This window comes from Brucella sp. LJL56 (assembly GCF_054871705.1).
The window spans coordinates 1-17,865 of the sequence record NZ_JBTXLQ010000004.1 but is presented as its reverse complement, the minus strand read 5'-3'; the positions used below and the strand labels follow the sequence as shown (position 1 = coordinate 17,865).

Below are 17,865 nucleotides of genomic sequence, written 5' to 3'. Positions count from 1 at the left end.
GTTGCAGCACTTTTTCTTGTGCTGCACTCCGCCGAGCGCATCATGCGCGGCATCTTGCCGGGGCTTTTAGGCGCGTTGTGTGACAGGCCCGCTGCACTGCAGTGACAGTTGCATGACATCTGCTTTGGGCGACTCAGAGAAGGTGGTTTGCCAATTTTGGAGGCATCGCATTTTTGCCGATGCTCATCCTTTAGGCGACCGATCTGCACATTATAATATTACGAAGTAATTTGAATGCTTTTAAGTCATTGTTTTCATTTTGTTTTTATATCGAATCTAGTCATGCGTAAAACGCATAGCTGCATTGCGATAAAGCCGCATTGCAAAAACAATGTGCACGAGGCATATAAAGATCATCTCAGCGCTGCGTTTCCTCCTCCCATTTGCGCAGGCTGAGTGTTCCCCTCTGGAGGTTTGCCTCAAAGGCACCTTCAAAACTCAAAGCCAGACATTTGTCTGGCTTTTTTTTTGGCTTTTCGCCAAGTCTCGCTTTTTCACCTGAATTGCAGGCACAAAAAAGGGGCCTTTCGGCCCCTTGGTCATTCTGTGCCTGAAGTGTTTAGCGCAGGCTTGCGCAGAAGCGCTGGATGCGGGTGCAGGCTTCTTCGAGCAGCGTATCCGACGTTGCATAGGAAATGCGGAAGTTCGGTCCGAGACCGAAAGCCGAACCGTGAACAACGGCGACGCCTTCGGCTTCCAGCAGTTCGGTGACGAAGTCTTCATCGGTCTCGATGACCTTGCCAGCTTCCGTCTTCTTGCCGATCAGGTTAGCGCAGGACGGATAGACGTAGAAAGCACCTTCCGGCGTCGGGCACTTGATGCCCTTGGCCTGATTGAGCATTGACACGACCAGATCGCGACGGGCCTGGAAGATCTTCTTGTTTTCCGGGATGAAATCCTGGGTGCCATTGAGGGCTTCGACTGCGGCCCACTGTGCGATGGAGCAGGCGCCCGAGGTCTGCTGACCCTGCACCATATCCATGGCCTTGATGAGCTGCAGCGGTCCTGCTGCGTAGCCGATACGCCAGCCGGTCATGGCATAGGCCTTGGACACGCCGTTCATGGTGAGCGTGCGGTCGTAAAGCGAAGGCTCGACCTGAGCAGGCGTCGTGAAGACGAAGTCGCCATAGACCAGATGCTCATACATGTCGTCGGTCAGGATCCAGACATGCGGATGACGAACCAGAACGTCGGTCAGGGACTTGAGTTCTGCTTCCGTGTAAGCCGCGCCGGTCGGGTTTGACGGCGAGTTGAAGATCAGCCACTTGGTCTTCGGCGTGATCGCCTTTTCCAGATCGGCGGCCGTCAGCTTGAAATTGTCTTCGATCTTTGTGTTGATGAAAACCGGGTTGCCGCCGTTGATCGCCACCATTTCCGGATAGCTGACCCAGTAAGGAGCAGGAACGATGACTTCGTCGCCGGGGTTCAGCGTCGCCATGAAGGCGTTGAACAGGATCTGCTTGCCGCCGGTGCCGACGATAACCTGTTCCGGCTTGTAGTCGAGGCCGTTTTCACGCTTGAACTTGGCAACGATGGCCTGACGCAGCTCAGGAATACCGGCAACTGGCGTGTACTTTGTTTCGCCGCGATTGATCGCGTCGATAGCGGCCTGCTTGATATTCGTGGGCGTGTCGAAGTCGGGCTCGCCCGCACCGAGACCAATCACATCCTTGCCCTTGGCTTTCAGTTCACGTGCTTTCTGGCTGACCGCGATGGTCGCAGATGGCTTTACACGAGAAAGGGCGTCGGCGAGAAATGCCATGATAGATCTCCATAGATGGCAGGCTCTGTTAACCGGCACCGGGCGCGTCCGGTTTTGCGGGTTTTCTATGTCCCATCGGCGCAGGAAGCGCAACAGATGGATTGTGATTTCATCGGCAATTGCTTGATTTCGCGAAAATGTGTTGCCGAAACGAACAGATCGATCAGCAATGCTGACATGTTAACGCAACGAAACTGATCGGACGGGCGATGTTGGGCTCTATCCCGCCATGAGGTCGCGCAAACTGCGCGTGGCCATGACTTTGTAGGCCGTTATCAGTGCATCGCATTCATCCTCCGGAACCTCGACCGCGATGCGCATGGCGGATTCGCCAAAATGCATCAACAGGAAGGCGGACTCGTCCAGTTGTGCCGGCTCTTTGTCGGGGGCGATTCGGCGGATCGTATCGGCCAGCAGTTGCCCGTTCTGCCTGCTTTCGGCAATCTCCAGCTTTGACAGTGATTTGTCGGTTTGTGTGGCAGACCATATGTCGCGCATTGCCGGTTCCTGCCGCATCAGGGCCAGATACTCATCGATCAATGCGTTGAAGGCGACAATCAGCTCGTCGGCTGAATTGGCCGCCGCAAGTCCTTCCGCGATGCATTGGCGCGATTGCGCATTGCAGCTTTCGAACAGGTAGCGGATCAGGGCGCTTTTATCGGGGAAATACTGATAAAGCGCGCCGATGGAGATACCAGCCTGTTGGGCGATTTCACTCATCTTGAGGCTGTCGCTGCCTTTGGCGGCGATCAGGGCTGTAGCGCATTCAGCGATGCGACGAATCTTTTCCTGCGCGCGGCTCTGGCTGGGCGTACGACGCAGGATAGGCGCGCTGGTTGTCTCTGCTTGCTTGACGGAATTCTGCTTCATGACCGACTCACAATTTTTCTCTCTTGACAGAATATGAGGATTGCTCACATATTGCAAATATGAGGGTTACTCATATTTTGGGAGAAGAAAGATGAATACGTATCCTGACGATCGTTATCTGGTGATTGGTGCTACCGGCAAAACCGGCAGGCGCGTCGCGGAAAAACTGCGGCAGAAGGGGCTTTCAGTTCGGGCCGTATCGCGAAGCACCGAAGTTTCCTTTGACTGGAACAACCAGTCCACCTGGGCTGCAGCGCTTGAAGGCATTGCTGGCGCCTATGTCACATATCAGCCGGATCTGGCTTTGCCCGGTGCCGTGGATGTCATCCGCGCATTTCTTTCCGCGGCGAAGAAGGCAAGTGTGAAGCATATCGTGCTTCTCTCCGGGCGCGGCGAGGAAGAGGCGGAAGCTGCGGAACAGGTTCTGCGGGCGTCCGGGCTGGACTGGACCGTGTTGCGCGCTAGCTGGTTCATGCAGAATTTCAGCGAGAATTACATGCTGGACGAGTTGCTTTCCGGTTCGCTGACCTTGCCTGTCGCAGGGACGAAAGAGCCGTTCATCGACGCCGACGATATTGCCGATGTTGCGGTTGCCGCTCTTACGGAACTCGGCCACCGTAATCGGCTCTATGAACTGACCGGCCCCGAACTGTTCAGCTTCAACGAGGCGGTGAGCGAGATCGCCAGAGCGACGCGTCGGGAGCTGTCGTTTCATCCCGTCTCATTCGCCGACTATGAGGCCGCATTGCGTGAACAGGCATTACCGGAAGATGTGATCACGCTCTTGCGCTATCTTTTCACCGAGCTTTTCGATGGCCGCAATGCCAATGTGGCACATGGCGTGGAGGAAGCTCTCGGACGAAAGCCGCGCCGGTTTGCAGATTTTGCCCGCAAGGCTGCCGATGAGGGCATATGGGAGGGACGATCATGACAATGAGTTTTCAACTGCTTGTGCTACTGACGGCGTGGGGTAGCGCCATTACAGGCGGCATCTTCTATGCGTTCTCAAGCTTTGTGATGGCCGCACTGGCACGCATTCCGGCCAATGCAGGCATAACGGCGATGCAGTCGATTAATATCACTGTCATCAATGGTACGTTTTTTGCCGCGTTCTTTGGAACGGCGCTGTTGTGTCTGGTGATTATCGTTCTGGGCTTGATGGGCATCGGAAGCCTGTCGAAATGGGCGATGATCGGCGCTGCCGTCTATCTCGTCGGCACTATCGGCGTCACGATGGTTTTGAATGTGCCGCTGAATAACCAGCTTGCCGCGATGGATGCCAATGATGCCGCATCGGCGGAGGTCTGGCTGGCTTATGTGCGGGACTGGACCATATGGAATCATGTCCGCACCGTGGCCGCGCTGATTGCGGCGCTTATTCTGGGCGCGAGCGCGATGGCAAAGGTCTAAGCAAAAAGCAGGCAAATAAAAAAGGCGGGCCCGAAGACCCGCCTTTTCTCTGCCTTGCGGCAAAACTTATGCTGCGACCAGATTGTCGGCAGACGAACGACCCGAACGGCGGTCCTGAACGATTTCGTACGAAACCTTCTGGCCTTCGTCGAGCGTGGCCAGACCGGCGCGCTGAACGGCGGAGATGTGAACGAATACGTCCGTGCCGCCCTGATCAGGCTGGATGAAGCCGAAGCCCTTGGTCGTGTTGAACCACTTAACTGTTCCCGTAGCCATGGGAAATTCCTTTGTAACATTAGTAGTAGAGTAGTCCGTATGCTTCACATACGTCCCTGTGAATCGAATTTATGGACAGGAGATCGTCAGGAAGCACGGCGGGCCGCACGGGTCGCAAAGTCACTTGACCGAAAAATCGATGCACTAACTATATGCGACAAATTTGACCAATACAAGTCAGCTACGTTGCCAGCTAAAGCGTTTTGATCTGATTAGGCCGGGTCGACAGCTTTCGCTGTCCTGTTTTGATACGCATCTTGTCCGAAAACTATTCCATGCTTTCCGGGATAGGATCTAGAAATTGATTTTATTCAGGCTTTTTGCCATTCCGAGTCCCAACCGGTTTCGCGCGCTCGATCGGTCGAGCCAGAACAGCCGGAACAGAATCGGAGCACTTCCGTCGCAAGGCGACATTTCATAGTGATCCCAGGTCTCGGGCGTTGCCGCTCTCAATCGCAGGTGGAAACAGTGTCTGCGGTGAAGCTCTGTATGTTCCTCTTCCGGGTAGTCATAGTCAACGGTTTCAAGATGGATCATGCCATGGTCATAAAGAAGGCCGGTTTCCTCGGCGAATTCGCGATAGGCGGCGGCGAGAATATCTTCTCCCGGATCGACCGTGCCGCCCGGCACTTGAAGCGGTGTTTCAGGAAAATCGGGTTCTTCAAAAACCAGAAGGCGATCGTTCCACGTGGCGTAAATGAGTACTTTGTCGATGGGCTGGATTGTGACAGTCATGGAATGTTTCCGGCGGGGTTCGCGTTCAGGCCATAATTGCAACGAATGATTTGCGGTAAAACCCGCATACTGTTGTGGGCCATCATGGATGGTTTGCGGGAAAAAGCGTGCTGATCTCCTATCTTTGACTTCCACGTGACGTAGATATTCAGCATGTTGCAAACATATCTGCAAAATTGAGCCGGGCGGATGGGCAGCGAGGCAGGACATGACGTCTGAACCAGACAAGGACAAGACGAAGCAGAGCGCGCCTAAAAAAGAGCGTCGCCGCAGAAAGCCCAGACGCAGCGTCACCGAGCGCCTGCGCAAAAGTTCGGCCAAGCTGATCGGCGGCACTCCCTCACACGACGGGACCGATCTCTTCTCCCAGGTGTCGATGATGGTGGGGGCTTTTCTGGTCTCGCCTGTGCGCAACACGCTGATTGCGCTCGGAACCGGCATTTTCGTTCTCGTCGTGCTGATCGCCGTCGGGCAGGTCGCCATCAATCGCTGGAACGAACCCTTCTACGACGCGCTCTCCCGTCGGGATTTGCAGGCTTTCTTCCATCAACTGATGGTCTTCTTCGGGATTGCAGGCAGCTTGCTTGTGCTCAACGTATCGCAAACCTGGCTCAACCAGATGTTTGCGCTCAAGATGCGCGAGGGGCTGGCGCGTGATCTGGTGGGACAATGGCTTGTGCCGGGCCGGGCGTTTCGTCTCGCCAATGCGGGCGAGATCGGCATCAATCCCGATCAGCGTCTGCATGAAGATGCGCGTCACCTCGCGGAAACCTCGTGCAATCTCGGGATCAATCTCCTCCAGTCGACCGTCATTCTGGTAAGTTTCGTCGGCGTTCTGTGGTCGCTGTCGAGCGGCTTCGTGTTTCATGTCGCGGGCTACAGTTTCTCAATCCCCGGTTACATGGTCTGGGCTGTCATCATCTATGCGGCTTCCGCCTCATGGCTGACATGGATCGTCGGGCGCAGTCTGGTCAATATCAATGCCAATCGCTATGCGCGCGAAGCTGATTTTCGCGCATCGCTGATGCGGGTCAATGAGCACGTGGATGCCATCACCCTGTCGCGCGGCGAAGGGGATGAGAGACGCCGCCTCGATCTGGATATCGACGCGGTTCTGGCTGCTATTCGCAAGATCGTCTTTGCGACCACGCGATTGACCTGGGTGACCGCCGGTTACGGCTGGCTCACCATCGTCGCCCCAATTCTCGTCGCGGCGCCGGTTTATTTCTCTGGAGGACTGACCTTCGGCGGGCTGATGATGGCAGTCGGCGCGTTTACGCAGGTGCACAATTCGTTGCGCTGGTTCGTCGACAATTTCGGGGCGATTGCGGACTGGCGGGCGACGTTGCTGCGTGTCGCAAGCTTCCGTCAGGCGGTGTTGCGTATGGACGAGCTCGGTCATCTGGACCGGCAGATCGATCTTGCCACGAATGATAATGACAGGCTGACACTGGATGATGTTTCCATCGCCGCGCCCGATCAGTGCCTGAAACTTTCCCGCAAGGCCTTTTCGGTCAAACCCGGCGAGCGGGTGCTCGTCACGGGCGGAACCGAGACGCAAAGAACGTTGTTGTTCCGTGCATTGGGCGGGCTTTGGCCATGGGGCGAGGGACGGATCGGGATGCCGGTCGGCGACGGTGTCGCCTTCATGCCGCGCGCGCCTTATTTCCCGCCCGGCAACCTCAAGGGCGTGATCGTTTATCCGCTCGATATCAAGAAGTTTTCCGAAGAAGATGTGGAAAATGTTCTGCGACGGGCCGGGCTCGAGCGGCTTTCCACGAGCCTCGACCGCGTTGCGCGCTGGGATCGCGTGCTGACGGACGATGAGCGCCAATGCATCGCCTTCGCCCGTCTGATCCTGCAGAAGCCGGAGTGGATCGTCATCGATGGCGCGCTTGATGGCCTTGATGCCGAAGCCTACGACCGGATTCGCGACATGCTGAACAGCGAACTGAAAGACGCTGCCGTCATTCATCTCGGCAAGCCGCATCTGCACGACGGTCTTTTCACGCAGCAGGTCAATCTGGAAGACGATCCTTCCGGAAAACCTCTGGAGCTGCCAGCCCTGAAAACGGCATAGAAAAAGCCGCCGGGGTGACCGGCGGCTCTTTTTACTTTTATGCCTATACGATCAGCGGAAGTAATCCTGAAGCGGACGCACTTCCAGCGATCCTGCCTTGAGTGCCGCAATGGCTTCGGCGGCAGATTCCGCTCCGGCCATGGTCGTGTAGTAAGGCAGTTTTTGCATGAGCGTTGCACGGCGGATCGACTTGCTATCGGAAACCGCGCTGGCGCTGTCGGTCGTATTGAAGACAAGATGGATCTGGCGATTGCGGATCGCATCTTCCACGTGCGGACGGCCTTCGATGACCTTGTTGATCTTGGTCGATTCGACGCCGTTGGCTTCGAGGAACTTCTGTGTTCCGCCGGTTGCCATCACCTTGAAGCCGATGCTTGCAAGCTTGCGGACTGCACCCAGCACACGTTCCTTGTCCTCGTCACGCACCGAAACGAAAACAGTACCTTCACGCGGCAGTTCAACGCCTGCACCGAGCTGCGCCTTGGCGAAGGCCAGCGCATAGTCGTAGTCGAGGCCCATGACTTCGCCGGTGGACCGCATTTCCGGTCCGAGCAGCGTGTCGACGCCGGGGAAGCGCGCAAACGGGAACACCGCTTCCTTGACCGCAATGTGCGGGCGGGACGGCGTCTTCGGCTTGCCGCCATAGGCGTTGAGCGCGTCTTCCAGGCTTTCACCGGCCATGATGCGCGCTGCAACCTTGGCAATCGGCGTGCCGATGGTCTTGGCGACGAATGGAACCGTCCGCGATGCGCGTGGATTGACTTCAAGGATGAAGATTTCATCATCCTTGATGGCAAACTGCACGTTCATCAAACCGCCGACATCGAGCGCTTTGGCGAGCGCCGCAGTCTGGCGTTCCAGTTCAGCAACGATTTCAGGCGACAGCGTGTGGACAGGCAGCGAGCAAGCCGAGTCACCCGAATGGATGCCGGCTTCTTCGATGTGCTCCATGATGCCGGAAACATAGCTGTCCTTGCCGTCGCACAGGCAGTCTACGTCCACTTCGATGGCCTGCGTCAGATAGGTGTCGAAGAGAAGCGGATTCTTGCCGAGCAGCGTGTTGATCTGGCCTGTCTTGTCGTTCGGGTACTTCGCCTTGATGTCTTCCGGCACCAGCTCCGGTACGGTGTCGAGCAGATAGTTCTGCAAGGAACGTTCGTCGGTGATGATCTGCATGGCGCGGCCACCCAGAACATAAGATGGGCGAACAACCAGCGGGAAACCGAGGTCAGCCGCAATGAGGCGGGCCTGTTCAACCGAATAGGCAATGCCGTTCTTCGGCTGGTTGAGATCGAGCTTGATCAAAAGCTTCTGGAAGCGGTCGCGATCTTCCGCAAGGTCGATGGCGTCCGGCGAGGTGCCAAGGATCGGGATGCCCGCCTTTTCCAGTGCCGTAGCGAGCTTGAGCGGGGTCTGTCCGCCGAACTGGACGATGACGCCGTGCAGCGTGCCCTTTTCCTTTTCGACGCGCAGGATTTCCAGCACGTCTTCCGCCGTCAGCGGCTCGAAATAGAGGCGGTCCGACGTATCATAGTCGGTTGAAACCGTTTCCGGGTTGCAGTTGATCATGATGGCTTCGTAATCAGCATCATTGAGCGCGAAAGCCGCATGGCAGCAGCAATAATCGAACTCGATGCCCTGACCGATACGGTTCGGGCCGCCGCCGAGGATGACGACCTTCTTGCGATCTGAGACTTCAGCTTCCGAACGCGGCTGACCGACAAATGGCGTTTCATAAGTCGAGTACATATAGGCGGTCGGCGAAGCGAATTCAGCGGCGCAGGTGTCGATGCGCTTATAGACCGGATGCACGTCGAGATCGGCGCGCAGCTTTGCAACGTCTTCGGCGTCCTTACCGGTGAGGCTTGCGAGGCGCGCGTCGGAGAAGCCCATGGCTTTCAGCATACGCAGGTTTTCAGCATCCTGCGGCAGGCTGTGCTCGCGGACGCGCTCTTCGGTCTTCACGATGGCTTCGATCTGCTCGAGGAACCACGGATCGATCTTCGATGCGTCATGCACCTGCTCGGTGGTCAGGCCGAGACGCATAGCCTGTGCGACCATGCGTAGACGATCCGGCGTCGGCGTGCCGATGGCCGCACGGATTGCGTTCTTCTCGTCGCCTTCCTCGATGTTCGGAATGGCGATTTCGTCAAGACCCGTCAGGCCGGTTTCAAGGCCGCGAAGCGCCTTCTGCAAGCTTTCCTGGAAGGTACGACCGATGGCCATGACTTCACCGACCGACTTCATGGCGGTGGTCAGGATCGGCGAGGAGCCAGGGAATTTTTCGAATGCGAAGCGCGGGATCTTGGTGACGACATAGTCAATCGACGGTTCGAACGAGGCAGGCGTCGCGCCGCCGGTGATGTCGTTGTCGAGTTCGTCAAGCGTGTAGCCGACGGCAAGCTTGGCTGCGACCTTGGCAATCGGGAAGCCGGTCGCCTTGGAAGCGAGCGCCGAAGACCGCGAGACGCGCGGGTTCATTTCGATGACGATCATGCGGCCATTGGCCGGGTTGATCGCGAACTGCACGTTGGAGCCGCCGGTTTCGACGCCGATCTCGCGCAGTACCGCAATCGAGGCGTTACGCATGATCTGGTATTCTTTGTCGGTCAGCGTCAGCGCCGGTGCAACGGTGATCGAGTCGCCCGTATGCACGCCCATCGGATCGAGGTTTTCAATCGAGCAGATGATGATGCAGTTGTCCGCCTTGTCGCGGACGACTTCCATTTCATATTCTTTCCAGCCCAGAACCGACTCTTCGATCAGAACTTCGGTCGTTGGCGATGCGTCCAGACCGCGCTCGATGATTTCGAAGAATTCCTGACGGTTATAGGCGATGCCGCCGCCGGTGCCGCCGAGCGTGAAGCTGGGGCGAATGATCGCGGGCAGGCCGACCACGTCGAGCGCCTGAGCAGCCTTGGCCAGCGCGTGGGTCATGTAGCGTTGTTTGCGGTCAACTTCGCCGAGCTGCCACTCGGTTTCAAGCTTGTCGAGAGCCTTGTCCAGTTCGTCACCCGAAAACTGCGCCTTGACCTCAGTGCGCTTTGCTTCGTGGCGCTTGCGGTCTTCATCCTTGATTTCGGTCGCGTTTGCGAGCCTGGATTCCGGCGTATCAAGACCGATCTTTTCCATGGCTTCACGGAACAGCGCGCGATCTTCGGCCTTGTCGATGGCTTCGGCATTGGCGCCGATCATCTCCACATTGTAACGCTCCAGCACGCCCATGCGGCGCAGCGACAATGCGGTGTTCAGCGCGGTCTGGCCCCCCATGGTTGGCAAGAGTGCGTCCGGGCGTTCCTTGGCGATGATCTTGGCGACGACTTCCGGCGTGATCGGTTCGATATAGGTCGCGTCCGCCAGATCGGGATCGGTCATGATCGTGGCCGGGTTGGAGTTGACGAGGATGATGCGGTAGCCTTCCTCTTTCAACGCCTTGCAGGCCTGGGTGCCCGAATAGTCGAATTCGCAAGCCTGGCCGATGACAATGGGGCCCGCGCCGATAATCAGGATCGATTTGATATCTGTACGTTTCGGCATGGGCTCATCCTGTGTTTAGCCTGCCAGAAAAGCCCGCACGGTTTACCGGCGGGTTGGCAGCGTATGAATTCTGTGGGCTAAGCGGGCCTTATAGGCAATCGATTCCGAAAGCGGAACCCCACAAATCGTTTTATTTCAAAGAAAGTGCTGGCATTCACGAAAATTCTTGCCTGCCTCTTACTTTCTCGACGGATGTTATAGCCGAACCAAACCGTTCGCGCGTAGATTTCTGGCTCGCGCGGCTGATCGGCAGCAAGATACCGTCGTTTGTCAGCAGGCTGAAACCGCCATTGGTTTTGCGCAATTCGGCAACATGGCGGTCGGCAATCCAGTGCGAACGATGAATCTGAAGCCCGCTCGTCGTGCCGACCTCTTTCACGGCATCCGAAAAGCGAAGAAGGATGAGTTCTTGCCCCCGGCTGGTGACAACTCGCGTGTAGTGATCCTCGGCGGAGAGACGCAGGATCGTACCCCGATTGCCCGGTTTCAGTCGGGCCAACAATGGCGGTGGCGTATCGGAAACATTTCTCGGTACGGCTTCCAGATCACGGCGTAGCGTCATATAAGCCAGAATGCAGAACAGGGCACTGAGTGGCAACGCGATAACGGCATTGGCGAGGATGGCGGCGATTGTGGGCGTTCTGCCAGAGAACCCCCAGTCGATGAACGCAACCCAGAGCCCGATCGGCAGAGCGGCCACGGCCGCCCCGATCATCATGCGGGCAAAGGCGTGTCTTGCGACAGGTTCCAGAAAGGCATCCGCCAGAATGGAAAACACGATTGCCGTAGACCATCCGGCAAACTGCACGGAGAGCCAGTAAAAGAAGCGAACCGCCACCGGCATGGACAGGTCCGTTCCGAAGGGGCCGGTAATAGTGAAGATCAGGACGACGATGATGAAGGTGCCCCACAGACGCGGCGCACGAAGAATGGTCGACAATTCACGAAGCGCGAATTGCAACAGGCCGCCGGTCACGTAGTTTTCCTGCATTTGACGCCGTTTCGATTGAGCCGGGTGCAGTCTTGTTGAAAGCGATGGGAAATTCAACAGGAACCCTGCGATGAACTTCGAACCGCTTCTTCATGCACCGCTTGCCATTCAAATTCATGTTGCGACTGTCGTGGCTGCTGCGGTTATCGGACTTGCCATTTTCATGCGTCGCAAAGGCACCGCGCTGCACAAGATGCTTGGGCGACTATGGATGGTCCTGATGATTACAACTGCATTATCCAGTTTCTTTATTCACAAGATCAACCTCGTCGGCGGATTCAGTCCGATACATATTCTTTCGATACTGGTGCTTTTGGGTTGCGGGCGCGCTGTCGCTGCGGCCCGAATGGGGCAGATCGAGTCTCATCGTAAAATCATCAGAAGCGTTTATCTCGGCGGTATTCTTGGGGCGGGGGCCTTCGCGTTCATGCCGGGGCGCATCATGAATGAAGTCGCTTTTCCCTATGGCTTAGGGTCGCCATTTCTTGTGGCATGCCTTCTACCGGTGCTTGTTGCGGCAGTTTTTGTCTATCGCAGCAGAAAGAGCTTTCTTGTGCCCAAACTATTGCGAAAGAGTCTCCGTTTGTGATTGACACTGCCATTTACTTTTTATGTTGCCGTGCCAACTCTTTATGCGACAATTGCATATATAGTTTGGTGCTGCTTCGTTGAGAGCGGCACGGTGCAGGGGAGTTGGTCAATGCGCTGGCAAGGCCGTAGGCAAAGCGACAATGTGGAAGATGTACGCGGAGAGCAGGGCGGCGGCTTCGGTCGCGGTGGTGGCCTTGGCGGTCCCGGCTTCAGGATCGTGCGTGGCGGCGGAATTTCCGGCATTCTCATCCTGGTGGTGATGTTCTTCGTGCTGCGTGCGGTTGGCATCGATCCGCTGCCGATCCTGTTCGGTGATGGCAGCATGGGGCCGAGCGTGACGCAGCAGGCCGGACAATCCGGAAGAACCGTTGCCAATGACGAGACGACGCAATTTGCCCGCACGGTGCTGGCTGAGACGGAAGACGTCTGGAGCGGCATCTTCCAGTCACGCGGACAGACCTACACACCGCCGACAATGGTGCTCTTCTCTGGGCAGGTCCGTTCGGCTTGCGGCTTTGCTTCTGCGGCGTCCGGTCCGTTTTATTGCCCCGGCGACCGTAAGCTCTACATCGATCTGAGCTTCTATAAGGAACTGGCAAACCGCTTCGGCGCGTCCGGCGATTTCGCGCAGGCCTATGTCCTTGCGCATGAGGTCGGTCACCATGTCCAGAACCTTCTTGGCATTCTGCCCAAGTTCAACCAGATGCGTCAGCAGATGAGTGAAGCGCAGGCCAACCAGATGTCGGTTCGCGTTGAGCTCCAGGCCGATTGCTTTGCCGGTGTGTGGGGATATTACACGGAGCAGAAGGGTATTCTTGAGACAGGTGACCTTGAAGAGGCGCTCAATGCAGCACATCAGATCGGTGACGATACGTTGCAAAAGCGCAGCCAGGGCTATGTCGTGCCGGAGAGTTTCAACCACGGCACTTCTGCTCAGCGCGCCAAGTGGTTTCAGCGCGGCTTCGATAGTGGCAAGCTGGAATCCTGCGATACCTTCAGCGGCGATGTTTAAAGTGCCTGCAACATTTTAGAAAAGGCGGTTTCGACCGCCTTTTTCTTTATGCAGGGAAAGCATCCGTTCTTTTTGTCCAAACCCGGTAATATTCGTCTTGTCGTGAAATAATTTTCCAGATAAATGCTTTCGCACCGGCGCGGCCTTTTTCCGATTTACAAGCGTGACGCTCAGTTTTGAGCGACGATGGCGCGCGAGTTCTCCAATCAACACAATTTATGAATGTTCCACCCTTTTTGTCGTGGAGCATATTTCAGGTGTCCCATGCATGATCCCCAGTTTGTACGGCGGGGCTTGTTACTCGTCTTTATGACACTGTTTCTCGACATTATCGGCATTGCGATCATCATGCCGGTTCTGCCCACTTTTCTCGAAGAGCTGACCGGCGCGGATATCAGCACCGCTGCCGTCGATGGCGGCTGGCTTTTGCTGGTCTATGCCGGGATGCAGTTTCTGTTCGCGCCGATGATCGGCAATCTGAGCGACCGTTTCGGGCGGCGCCCGGTGCTGCTCGCATCGATCTTCACCTTCGCGCTCGACAATCTGATCTGCGCGCTCGCAGTCTCCTACTGGATGCTGTTTGTCGGCCGTGTGCTGGCAGGGATCAGCGGAGCGAGCTTTGCAACGGCATCAGCCTATATCGCCGATGTCAGCGATGACAGCAATCGTGCGCGCAATTTCGGCCTGATCGGCATCGCCTTCGGTGTCGGTTTTGCACTCGGTCCGGTTCTGGGCGGTTTGCTGGGTGAATTCGGTCCACGTGTTCCGTTTTATGGAGCAGCGTTCCTGTCGTTCATCAACTTCATTCTGGCTTATTTCCTGTTGCCGGAGACTTTGAAGCGCGAAAACCGACGCACGTTCCAGATTGCCCGGGCCAATCCGCTTGGCGCGCTCAAGCAGATGCGAAACTATCCCGGCATCGGCTGGGTGGTGCTGGTCTTCTTCCTGTTCTGGCTGGCCCACGCCGTCTATCCGTCCGTCTGGTCCTTCGTCGGTGCTTATCGCTATAATTGGAGCGAAGCCCAGATCGGTCTGTCGCTGGGGCTCTTCGGTATCGGGGCCGCATTCGTGATGGCGCTGGTTCTGCCTCGGGTTTTGCCCGTGCTCGGCGAACGGCGCACGGCGATTACGGGTGTGCTGTTCTCCTGTCTGGGCATGATCGGCTATGCTATCGCATGGGAAGGCTGGATGGTTTATGCCGTCATCTTCCTGACGGCGCTGGAAGGTCTGGCCGATCCGCCGCTACGCAGTATCGCGGCAGGCAAGGTTCCGCCATCCGCGCAAGGCGAATTGCAAGGCGCGCTGACAAGCGTGTCGAGCATTACGACCATCATCGGCCCGCTCATCTTCACGCAGCTTTTCGCCGTGTTCACCGGCATGAATGCGCCGTTCGTCTTTGCGGGCATGCCCTATGCCGTTGGGGCGGGGCTGGTCTTTCTGGCGCTGGTCATCGTGGTGGCGCGGGTGCGCCCGACACCATCGGCCAAGCTGTCGGAAGTTTGATCGATACGGAAAACGAAAAGGCCGGAGTTTTCACTCCGGCCTTTTACTTTGATAACTCATGCGGCGGGTTTATGCAGCCTGTTCGCGCTCGGGAAGCGGCGTTTCGCCCTTCTTTTCGCGGATCAGGTTGATGAAGCGGCGGAACAGATAGTGCGAATCCTGCGGGCCGGGCGATGCTTCCGGATGGTGCTGGACGGAGAACACCGGCTTGCCGACAACGCGCAGACCGCAATTGGTGCCGTCGAAGAGCGACACATGCGTTTCCTCGACATTTTCCGGTAGAGAGTCTGAATCGACTGCAAAGCCGTGGTTCATCGACACGATCTCGACCTTGCCGGTTGTGTAGTCCTTCACGGGATGGTTGGCGCCGTGATGGCCCTGATGCATTTTCTCGGTGCGTCCGCCGAGCGCGAGCGCCAGCATCTGGTGGCCGAGGCAGATGCCGAAGACCGGAAGATCGGTTTCGACAAGTTGCTTGATGGTTGGCACGGCATATTCACCGGTTGCCGCCGGATCGCCGGGACCGTTGGACAGGAAAACGCCATCCGGGTTGTGGGCCAGAACGTCCTCAGCCGTCGCCGTTGCAGGCAGCACGGTGACCTTTGCGCCGAGGCCGGTGAGCAGGCGCAGAATGTTGCGCTTCACGCCAAAGTCGAGCGCCACCACGTGATATTCCGGGGCGTCCTGTTCACCATAGCCGTCTGCGAGCGTCCATGGCGTTTCCTTCCATGTGAGGCTCTGGCCGATGGTGACGTCCTTGGCAAGATCGAGATTTTCCAGGCCGCCCCATGCGGCAGCGCGCGCCTTGAGGGCGTCAAGATCGAACTTGCCGCTCGGATCATGCGCGATGACCGCGTTCTGGGCGCCGCGCTCGCGGATAAGCGAGGTGAGCGCACGTGTATCGATACCTGCAAGCGCGATGATGCCGCGATGCTTCAGCCAGGCATCCAGATCTTCTGTTGCGCGGAAATTCGATGGTGACGTGATGTCGGCCTTGAAGATCGCGCCGACAGCGCCGTGGCGATTGGCGGGCGTCAGGTCTTCAACGTCTTCGGCATTGGTGCCGACATTGCCGATATGCGGGAAGGTGAAGGTTACGATCTGGCCGGCGTAGGATGGGTCGGTCAGGATTTCTTCGTAACCGGTGAGCGCCGTGTTGAAAACGACTTCAGCTTCGATCGCACCGATTGCGCCGAGGCCCTTGCCTTCGATCACGGTTCCATCGGACAGCACGAGGACGGCGGTTCGCTTTTCAACAGTCCAGGGTGCTGTTTTCGGTGTGGTCTCTGTCATGGTCTGCACTCCTGTTTCGTTAGCCGCGCGCCAGCGTGTGCTGTTATTTCGTTACCAGTTAGTGCGTCGAACTGATGGAATCAAATCGACACCCTAATTGTTTGTTTTCGTGCATGCCGTTGTCCCAAAACCGGTTCCCACTTTTGGGCGGCATGCTTTAGGCGGCACGCATCCGTGTTTCAACCAGCCATAGTGCCGCTACGGGCGGATGGCTTGAAAGATGAAGCGTCAAGGGTCATATATGCGCCAAAAGGCAGCGGGGATTTAAACCTCCCGCCGCGAGCGCGTGCCGATGTCCTGCTAAGCCTTGAGCAATAGAGAAACTTGAAGGCCGGGTCAATCGCCCGAAGCCATGCTTTCCTGAAATAATGACGATAATCGTCGTATTATTATTTCGCGGGATGGTGGTTCGGACAGCTCGGCGTTTCTATGCGCTTGCTGTATAGATGCATGAAACGAACAACACAGAACAAACACCGTCAGGAGAGACGTTATGCTTCGCCAGGAGATTTCCCAGGCCCTCACAACCGCGCTGAAAGCACAGGAGAAGCGTCGCACGTCGACGCTGCGCCTTATTCTGGCTGCGGTAAAGGACCGAGATATCGCCAACCGTACCGCTGGCAAGGACCCGGTCGGGGATGAAGAATTGCTGGGCATTCTCGGCAAGATGGTCAAGCAGCGCGAAGAATCCGCTCGCATTTATGAAGAAGGCAGCCGTCTTGAGCTTGCTGAAGCCGAGCGCGAGGAAATCACGATCATTACCGAGTTTCTGCCACAGCAGATGACCGAAGATGAGATCAAGCAGGCCTGCGCGGATGTGATCGCTGAAATCGGTGCCCAGGGTCTCCGTGACATGGGCAAGTGCATGGCTGTCCTGAAGGAACGCTATGCAGGCAAGATGGATTTCACCAAGGCCAGCGCTATCGTGAAATCGCTTCTGCAGTGAAAGCGTAAGGTTTAACCGCCCTTCGTTTTGTCTAGCCCTCGCTCTGGCGGGGGCTTTTTCTTGTGCTATGCATGGCAAAGACCGATCAACAACCGGGTGTGAACCGATGAAAACAGCTTTGCTTGTCATAGACGTTCAGAACGACATTGTGGCCGGGACGGGCACGCCGGAGCGGCAACCAGCTATCGACCATGCCCTTGATGAGATTGTCATCAAACTGCGTGATCTGCGGGAGAAAGCGCGTCAGGCCGGCGTTCCAGTCATCATGGTGCAGCACGATGGCGGTCCGGGCGACGAGCTTGAAAAAGGCATAGCCGGATGGGAAATCCGCGAGGAACTTGCTTTAAAACCGGGAGATGTTCTCGTTGAAAAGCAGAGTTGCGACTCTTTCCACGAGACGGCTCTTCACGCCCTTTTGCAACAGCAGAATATCGCGCATCTCATTGTCGGCGGATGCCAGACACAATATTGCATCGACACCACCGTCCGACGCGCCGTTTCGCTCGGCTTTGACGTCACTCTGATCGGGGATGCGCATACGACCGGCGACACTGCCAGCCTGCAATTTGCGGACATCGTTGCGCACCACAATGAAACGCTGAATGGTTTCAAGGCTGGAAGTGCCCGTGTGCGGGTTCGCCCTGCTGCGGATATTTCCTTTTGATATTCAACGTCGTGCGGCAACGGATGTGTACCCGCCGCCGCATGGTCTGATTTCAGTTTTGCTTGACGGTCTTGAGGCGTGTATCGCTGAGGAGGCCCTGTTCTTCGAGGACGGGATAGGCCATTGATGCGAGCAGCGAGTTGATCTGCTTGAGGTCTCGGATGGTGTCGAGATGGATTGTGCTGGTCTCGATGC

General features: G+C 56.9%; 15 protein-coding genes and 1 pseudogene. 8 read left to right on the top strand and 8 right to left on the bottom strand.

Features of this window, described 5'->3' with window-relative positions; genetic code table 11:
* Window positions 1-353: 353 nt before the first annotated feature.
* The 3 genes and pseudogenes from ACYSN1_RS14415 to ACYSN1_RS14405 form a co-directional block, all read right to left on the bottom strand.
* Window positions 354-543: pseudogene (locus ACYSN1_RS14415) on the bottom strand (hypothetical protein).
* A 16-nt stretch (window positions 544-559) separates the two neighbouring features.
* Window positions 560-1,762: a pyridoxal phosphate-dependent aminotransferase gene (locus ACYSN1_RS14410; protein ID WP_461726317.1), complete on the bottom strand. Its 1,203-nt coding sequence runs from the start codon at window positions 1,760-1,762 to the stop codon at window positions 560-562.
* A 219-nt stretch (window positions 1,763-1,981) separates the two neighbouring features.
* Entirely contained in the window at window positions 1,982-2,632 is a 651-nt protein-coding gene (locus ACYSN1_RS14405; protein ID WP_461726316.1) for a TetR family transcriptional regulator, read from the bottom strand.
* A 91-nt stretch (window positions 2,633-2,723) separates the two neighbouring features.
* Between ACYSN1_RS14405 and ACYSN1_RS14400 the strand changes: the two genes are divergently transcribed.
* A complete protein-coding gene (locus ACYSN1_RS14400; RefSeq protein ID WP_461726315.1) occupies window positions 2,724-3,563 on the top strand; it encodes an NAD(P)H-binding protein in 840 nt (279 codons plus the stop codon).
* A complete protein-coding gene (locus ACYSN1_RS14395; RefSeq protein WP_461726314.1) occupies window positions 3,560-4,042 on the top strand; it encodes an anthrone oxygenase family protein in 483 nt (160 codons plus the stop codon). Before ACYSN1_RS14400 ends, ACYSN1_RS14395 begins: the two co-directional genes overlap by 4 nt.
* Before the next feature lie 66 nt (window positions 4,043-4,108).
* Here ACYSN1_RS14395 and ACYSN1_RS14390 read toward each other — a convergent pair whose 3' ends face one another.
* Complete coding sequence (locus ACYSN1_RS14390) at window positions 4,109-4,318, bottom strand: cold-shock protein (protein ID WP_006471898.1); 210 nt, start codon at window positions 4,316-4,318, stop codon at window positions 4,109-4,111.
* A gap of 294 nt (window positions 4,319-4,612) precedes the next feature.
* Entirely contained in the window at window positions 4,613-5,053 is a 441-nt protein-coding gene (locus ACYSN1_RS14385; protein WP_461726313.1) for an NUDIX hydrolase, read from the bottom strand.
* A 208-nt stretch (window positions 5,054-5,261) separates the two neighbouring features.
* Between ACYSN1_RS14385 and ACYSN1_RS14380 the strand changes: the two genes are divergently transcribed.
* On the top strand, window positions 5,262-7,133 hold the full coding sequence (locus ACYSN1_RS14380) for an ABC transporter ATP-binding protein/permease (RefSeq protein ID WP_461726312.1): 1,872 nt from the start codon (window positions 5,262-5,264) through the stop codon (window positions 7,131-7,133).
* 51 nt (window positions 7,134-7,184) lie between these two features.
* Here the strand turns inward: ACYSN1_RS14380 and carB are convergent, their stop codons facing one another.
* Both carB and ACYSN1_RS14370 read right to left on the bottom strand, forming a co-directional pair.
* The gene (carB, locus tag ACYSN1_RS14375; protein ID WP_461726311.1) at window positions 7,185-10,670 is read right to left on the bottom strand and encodes a carbamoyl-phosphate synthase large subunit; all 3,486 of its coding nucleotides are present in this window, start codon (window positions 10,668-10,670) and stop codon (window positions 7,185-7,187) included.
* Window positions 10,671-10,824: 154 nt separating this feature from the next.
* The gene (locus tag ACYSN1_RS14370; RefSeq protein WP_461726310.1) at window positions 10,825-11,661 is read right to left on the bottom strand and encodes a LytTR family DNA-binding domain-containing protein; all 837 of its coding nucleotides are present in this window, start codon (window positions 11,659-11,661) and stop codon (window positions 10,825-10,827) included.
* Window positions 11,662-11,731: 70 nt separating this feature from the next.
* Between ACYSN1_RS14370 and ACYSN1_RS14365 the strand changes: the two genes are divergently transcribed.
* The 3 genes from ACYSN1_RS14365 to ACYSN1_RS14355 all read left to right on the top strand — a co-directional run bounded on the left by ACYSN1_RS14365 (window position 11,732) and on the right by ACYSN1_RS14355 (window position 14,767).
* Complete coding sequence (locus ACYSN1_RS14365) at window positions 11,732-12,250, top strand: DUF2306 domain-containing protein (RefSeq protein ID WP_461726309.1); 519 nt, start codon at window positions 11,732-11,734, stop codon at window positions 12,248-12,250.
* Window positions 12,251-12,361: 111 nt separating this feature from the next.
* The gene (gene ypfJ / locus ACYSN1_RS14360) at window positions 12,362-13,264 is read left to right on the top strand and encodes a KPN_02809 family neutral zinc metallopeptidase (protein ID WP_461726308.1); all 903 of its coding nucleotides are present in this window, start codon (window positions 12,362-12,364) and stop codon (window positions 13,262-13,264) included.
* Between the two features lie 264 nt (window positions 13,265-13,528).
* Window positions 13,529-14,767, top strand: a complete 1,239-nt coding sequence (locus tag ACYSN1_RS14355; protein WP_109987187.1) for a TCR/Tet family MFS transporter — start codon at window positions 13,529-13,531, stop codon at window positions 14,765-14,767.
* A gap of 69 nt (window positions 14,768-14,836) precedes the next feature.
* On the opposite strand, the gene carA is transcribed toward ACYSN1_RS14355, so the two are convergent.
* Window positions 14,837-16,060: a glutamine-hydrolyzing carbamoyl-phosphate synthase small subunit gene (carA, locus tag ACYSN1_RS14350; RefSeq protein ID WP_461726307.1), complete on the bottom strand. Its 1,224-nt coding sequence runs from the start codon at window positions 16,058-16,060 to the stop codon at window positions 14,837-14,839.
* 493 nt (window positions 16,061-16,553) lie between these two features.
* Here carA and ACYSN1_RS14345 point away from each other — a divergent pair, with 493 nt between their 5' ends.
* Window positions 16,554-17,006 (top strand): GatB/YqeY domain-containing protein, encoded by a 453-nt coding sequence (locus tag ACYSN1_RS14345; RefSeq protein WP_105542295.1) that lies wholly within the window; start codon window positions 16,554-16,556, stop codon window positions 17,004-17,006.
* Between the two features lie 106 nt (window positions 17,007-17,112).
* Window positions 17,113-17,670, top strand: coding sequence for a cysteine hydrolase family protein (locus ACYSN1_RS14340; RefSeq protein ID WP_461726306.1), 558 nt, complete (start codon window positions 17,113-17,115; stop codon window positions 17,668-17,670).
* Window positions 17,671-17,865 lie beyond the last annotated feature (195 nt).

Excerpts from the sequence above, each read along its gene's own strand:
- ACYSN1_RS14410 (WP_461726317.1), bottom strand. The coding sequence starts at position 1,762 with ATGGCATTTCTCGCCGACGCCCTTTCTCGTGTAAAGCCATCTGCGACC.
- ACYSN1_RS14405 (WP_461726316.1), bottom strand. The coding sequence starts at position 2,632 with ATGAAGCAGAATTCCGTCAAGCAAGCAGAGACAACCAGCGCGCCTATC.
- ACYSN1_RS14400 (WP_461726315.1), top strand. The coding sequence starts at position 2,724 with ATGAATACGTATCCTGACGATCGTTATCTGGTGATTGGTGCTACCGGC.
- ACYSN1_RS14395 (WP_461726314.1), top strand. The coding sequence starts at position 3,560 with ATGACAATGAGTTTTCAACTGCTTGTGCTACTGACGGCGTGGGGTAGC.
- ACYSN1_RS14390 (WP_006471898.1), bottom strand. The coding sequence starts at position 4,318 with ATGGCTACGGGAACAGTTAAGTGGTTCAACACGACCAAGGGCTTCGGC.
- ACYSN1_RS14385 (WP_461726313.1), bottom strand. The coding sequence starts at position 5,053 with ATGACTGTCACAATCCAGCCCATCGACAAAGTACTCATTTACGCCACG.
- ACYSN1_RS14380 (WP_461726312.1), top strand. The coding sequence starts at position 5,262 with ATGACGTCTGAACCAGACAAGGACAAGACGAAGCAGAGCGCGCCTAAA.
- carB (WP_461726311.1), bottom strand. The coding sequence starts at position 10,670 with ATGCCGAAACGTACAGATATCAAATCGATCCTGATTATCGGCGCGGGC.
- ACYSN1_RS14370 (WP_461726310.1), bottom strand. The coding sequence starts at position 11,661 with ATGCAGGAAAACTACGTGACCGGCGGCCTGTTGCAATTCGCGCTTCGT.
- ACYSN1_RS14365 (WP_461726309.1), top strand. The coding sequence starts at position 11,732 with ATGAACTTCGAACCGCTTCTTCATGCACCGCTTGCCATTCAAATTCAT.
- ypfJ (WP_461726308.1), top strand. The coding sequence starts at position 12,362 with ATGCGCTGGCAAGGCCGTAGGCAAAGCGACAATGTGGAAGATGTACGC.
- ACYSN1_RS14355 (WP_109987187.1), top strand. The coding sequence starts at position 13,529 with ATGCATGATCCCCAGTTTGTACGGCGGGGCTTGTTACTCGTCTTTATG.
- carA (WP_461726307.1), bottom strand. The coding sequence starts at position 16,060 with ATGACAGAGACCACACCGAAAACAGCACCCTGGACTGTTGAAAAGCGA.
- ACYSN1_RS14345 (WP_105542295.1), top strand. The coding sequence starts at position 16,554 with ATGCTTCGCCAGGAGATTTCCCAGGCCCTCACAACCGCGCTGAAAGCA.
- ACYSN1_RS14340 (WP_461726306.1), top strand. The coding sequence starts at position 17,113 with ATGAAAACAGCTTTGCTTGTCATAGACGTTCAGAACGACATTGTGGCC.